The organism is uncultured Blautia sp. (assembly GCF_902497045.1).
In the GTDB taxonomy this organism is placed as follows: domain Bacteria; phylum Bacillota; class Clostridia; order Lachnospirales; family Lachnospiraceae; genus Blautia_A.
Genome location: NZ_CABVDF010000223.1, coordinates 1 through 4,754, shown reverse-complemented (window position 1 = coordinate 4,754; position 4,754 = coordinate 1). Strand labels below are relative to the sequence as shown.

General features: G+C 40.8%; 3 protein-coding genes. All 3 read right to left on the bottom strand.

All coding sequences use genetic code 11. From position 1 onward, the window contains the following. Nucleotides 1-87: 87 nt before the first annotated feature. Nucleotides 88-963 carry a 16S rRNA (adenine(1518)-N(6)/adenine(1519)-N(6))-dimethyltransferase RsmA gene (gene rsmA, locus RDS42_RS12660; protein ID WP_308783978.1) on the bottom strand — a complete coding sequence of 292 codons (876 nt, stop codon included), beginning with the start codon at nucleotides 961-963 and terminating at the stop codon, nucleotides 88-90. A gap of 30 nt (nucleotides 964-993) precedes the next feature. Continuing rightward, entirely contained in the window at nucleotides 994-3,600 is a 2,607-nt protein-coding gene (locus tag RDS42_RS12655) for a hypothetical protein (RefSeq protein ID WP_308783977.1), read from the bottom strand. 57 nt (nucleotides 3,601-3,657) lie between these two features. Next, the coding region (gene recF, locus RDS42_RS12650) for a DNA replication/repair protein RecF (RefSeq protein WP_308783976.1) at nucleotides 3,658-4,754 on the bottom strand (1,097 nt) is incomplete at its 5' end.

The following is a 4,754-nucleotide window of genomic DNA, read 5'->3' as shown; positions in this document are numbered from 1 at the left end:
ACGAAAAACTTCACAATGTAAAACAGGGCCTTGCCCTAACAAGTAAAAAGCATCCGACCAGCCACCGGATGCTTTTTACCATTTCTTTTATTTTTCAATTTCCGAAAAGGCATTGGAAAGTGCTGCAAACTGTTCCAGGCTAAGAGCCTCTCCTCTGATATTAAGAGGAAGTCCACAGTCTGTGATCGCCTTTTCGATCTGTTCTTTTGTATAATTTAATTCCTGAGAATTTTTAAGTCCATTTGCCATAGTTTTTCTTCTCTGGTTAAAAGAAGCTCGTATCAGGCGGAACATCAGCTTTTCATCCTGAACATGCACCGGAGGTACCTGATGTCTTCTAAGACGGATCACCGCACTTCCTACCTTTGGTCTGGGCATAAAACAATTCGGCGGGACATTCGCAACAATCTCCGGCTCAGCGTAATACTGCACGGCCAGAGACAGAGCACCATAATCTTTTGATCCAGGTCCGGTCTGCATTCTGTCTGCAACCTCTTTCTGAACCATAACCGTAATAGACTCCACCGGAACATGGCTTTCAAAAAGCCCCATAATGATTGGTGTTGTAATATAATACGGCAGATTGGCAACTACCTTTATTGCTTTTCCATTGTTTTTTTCTTCTGCGATCTTACGTATATCTGTTTTCAGGATATCACCATGGATCACTGTTACATTATCCCACTCTTTCAAGGTATCCTGAAGTATTGGAATCAGAGCATCATCAATCTCTACTGCAGTCACTTCTCTGGCAGAGTCCGCCAGATACTGTGTCATAGTCCCAATACCTGGTCCAATTTCCAGCACAAAATCATCTTTTGTGATCTCTGATTCTCTTATGATTTTTTCCAGAACATGGGTATCGATCAAAAAATTTTGACCAAACCTTTTCTGAAAAATAAATCCATACTTCTGAAGAACTTCAATGGTATATTTGGGATTTCCAAGATAAGGTCTGGTCATAATCTTTACTTCCTTTTTCGTTATTTATTTTTAGTTAAAATCCTTCTCGTACAGAACTACATATCCATCTATATCTGTTCTCTTTTTTGAGATATTCCGGCTCAGCTTACGGATTCCGCCTGTGGATCTGGCAATGGCATTGTCAATAATGTCTTTTACAGCTCCAACATTCATTGGCTCGTCATCTTTCTGATTAGTGCTGATCAGATTATAAAGAGCAACCATGGCTTTCTGATCGATGGCATAGCCTCTTTCTCTTGTATAGATCATAGCAAAATTTACAAGCTCATCATTGGTAAATACCGGAATATTGATCATTGATGTAAACTTGGACGCAAATTTCGGGAATCTTGCCATAAGCTTGCGCATACCGATCTTTTCATCTTCCATGATCACGATCATTCCGTCTGTACGGAATTCCATTGCCTTACTCAGCTGGTTTACGGTTTCTTTTTTCAGCTGATTTGCATTTTCGATTACAAGAAAACCGCCTGCCATTTTCTTAACAATAGCTGCTATATTTTTTCCATTAATCTGATCTGCAAATACATAAGCTACTTTGGCAGCTTCCAGATTCAGTTCCTTACAGATTGCCGGGATCAGACCGGAAATCAATCTTGTTTTTCCTGTCTCTCTGCCGCCCATAACAATAATATTGCCTGTTCTGGAAGTTTTATCTGCTGCAGCATCCTGTACATCACACAATGTCTCTACCAGCTGTTCTCTCAGACCCGGTACTTTGGCAAAATATGTAAACAGCTTTTTCTCACTGTCTGTCAGCTGCTTTTCTCTTGGAATAATATCCATTGCTTCCTGAGGACGGATTGAATCAACAAAACGCTCCAGTTCCTCTTCTTCGCTGATGCGGCGTTTCTTCTTTTTAGGCTCTGCTTTTCTTACAGGAGTCTCTTCTCTGAATACAGTTCTTCTGTCAGGATCCGGTCTTTTTATTTTTGCTGTTCTCTTTTCCGTAAGAGGCTTGCGGCTTACAACAGGAAGCTCCTCCATTTCTTCTTCCTCATCGAACTCGTCATCCTCATCTTCATAGAAATCTTCTTCATCGTCTTCATACAGTTCATCATCTTCATCGTCTTCATAAAAGCTGTCTTCGTCTTCGTCAGCTTCATCACCATAGAAGTCGTCATCTTCCTCATCACTGTATTCGTAAAAATCGTCGTCGTTCAGCTCATCATCCTCATAGGAGTCTTCTCCCCGGATTTCCTCCTCTTCAAACTCCGGCTCTGTCTTTCTTCCTGCCGGACCGTTTAAAAACTCTTCTTCTGCACTCTGAAGATCTTCTTCTGTCATATAATCTTCGTCCAGTACATCATCTTCCTGAAGCTTTGGCTGTTCAGAAACCGTATCCTTGGGAATTTCGATTCCCTGAGCTGTTGCAGCAGAAAGGATCATATCTTCAAGATTAAATTCATCAAATTCTGCTTTCCCGTCTTCTGTATCCTTGTCCATATCCGGAAGAGTAATATCCGGAGCTTTTGGAATATCTGCATAAACATTTTCTGCAAGGTCAACATCTTTCATGGAATCCGGAATCTCAAATTTCCTGAGTTCTTTAATGCTGTCCGAAAGCTCTTCTTCGTCTTCCAGCTTGGACACATCCTGCACTTCTTCCGACTTTTCTTCCAGCTGCTCCTGGGCAGTCTCTTCCGCCTCTGCCGGCTGGCTGTCAGAAATGTTTGTATCTGCAGAAATATCCTCTGGCTCAAGCTCAGGAACATTCTGTTCTTCCTCTTCTGAAGACTTGTCCTTAATCAGTTCATCCTGATGCTCTTCTTCCTGGATGTCCTGATCTTCTTCAGCAAACTCTTCCTCGGATTCTTTTTTGCTGCCGTTAAAAATATCACGGATGCTTTTGGATATCTTTTCCTGAAGGCTTTCCGCATTATTTACGTCCCGCTCATCAATACGGACACTTTCGATCACAGGAGCATCCTCATCTGCAGCATCCTCCTGCACAGCCTGAGTATCTCCATCCTGGCCCATCTGTTCTACAGTAGTAAGATTTGGCACAAACTGCTGCTCATACCGCTCTTTTTCTGCTCCTGTAAGCTGACCCATACGATTCTTAAGATCCATGGCTTTCAGTACATAGCGTCCTTCATTAAACCAAAGGATGATATCATTACAAAGCTCCAGACATTTTTTTGTTTCGCCATTCTGATAATACAGTTTGGCAAGCTCATAGGACCAGCGCTCTGTAAATTCCTTTTCTTTATAATCTTCAAGTATCCTGATCTGTTCTTCCAGAGATGCATTTTCCGCCTTGCTGATCTTATATCTCAGGATGTACTGATTACTGTCATTTGGCGCAACTTCCTGAAATTCCTCAAAAAACTCTTCTGCTTCCTGAATATCCTTCATTTTCAGCGAAACTTCAATCAGTCTGTACAGAATATTTTTTCCGATCGGAGCCCGATGATATGCCAGAAGGAATATTTCCCGGCTTTCCTCATATCTCTTATTTGCAGCGTAAATTTCACCAACAACACACAATGTATGGACATTCTTCACTCTTCTCCAGTCAATACTGTCCACAACATCCATTGCTTCTTTGTATTTTTTCTGGTCTACATAGTGATTCATCTGATTTAACTTTATTCGATATTCTTCTTTATCCAAGATATATTCACCAACTTTCCATAATTAAAAACAGTTTAACATATGCATTTATCCTTGTCAAAGGTAACTGATATCAGAATTTACCGGGTCAAAAACCTGTCCTTTTATCACCCTGAACACTTTGTTGATGTGGAACTGATTACTTACAAAATCATCCAGTCCTGTACAGGTGATCATTGTCTGTATATCATGAATACTGTCCAAAAGACAGGTCTGCCTGCTGCTGTCCAGCTCTGAAAGTACATCATCCAGAAGAAGAACCGGCGTATCCTTGATTTTTTTCTTTACCAGATAGATCTCTGAAAGTTTCAAAGATAATGCAGCTGTTCTCTGCTGTCCCTGAGACCCGTACTTCCGGATATCTATCCCATTGACTTTGAAACAAAGATCATCTCTGTGAGGACCGGCAGATGTCATTTTCATCCGTACATCTCTGGATCTGTTTTTCTGCAGAACACTTTCAAAGTCGTCTGCTTCTGTACTCGGATCATAAATAACCTCCAGAAACTCCTCTCCTCCCGTAAGGTTTTTATGAATCTCATGAATGATCTCATTGAGTTCTTCTACAAAGCTTTTTCTCTTTTCTATAATCTTGCGTCCATAATGGACCATCTGCATATCCCAGATGCCCATAGTATCATTCAGCGCCGGATTTGTATAAATATCTTTCAAAAGTCTGTTTCTCTGATTTACAATATGGTTATAGCCTGCCAGATCTGACAGATAGATCTGATCCAGCTGGCACAGCTCCAGATCCATAAATCTTCGTCTCTCTCCGGGACCGTTTTTAATGATATTAAGATCTTCCGGTGAAAAAAAGACAAGATTCACAATTCCAAACAGTTCTCTTGCCTTTTTTACCGGAAGTCCGTTGACAGCAGCTCCCTTTGATCTGTTTTTTCTGAGATGCATATCCAGCTTATAGGAAAGTCCGTCTTTTTTTACCATCATCCGGATATGAGCTTCCTCTTCGCCAAACCTTATGACTTCTCTGTCTTTGCTTCCCTTATGAGATTTTGTAGTTCCGCAAAGATATGTAGCCTCCAGAATATTTGTTTTTCCCTGAGCATTATCACCAAAGAAAATATTTGTTCCTTTGTCCAGATTCAGCTGAAGGCTTTCATAATTTCTGAAATTTTTTAATTGTATAGACT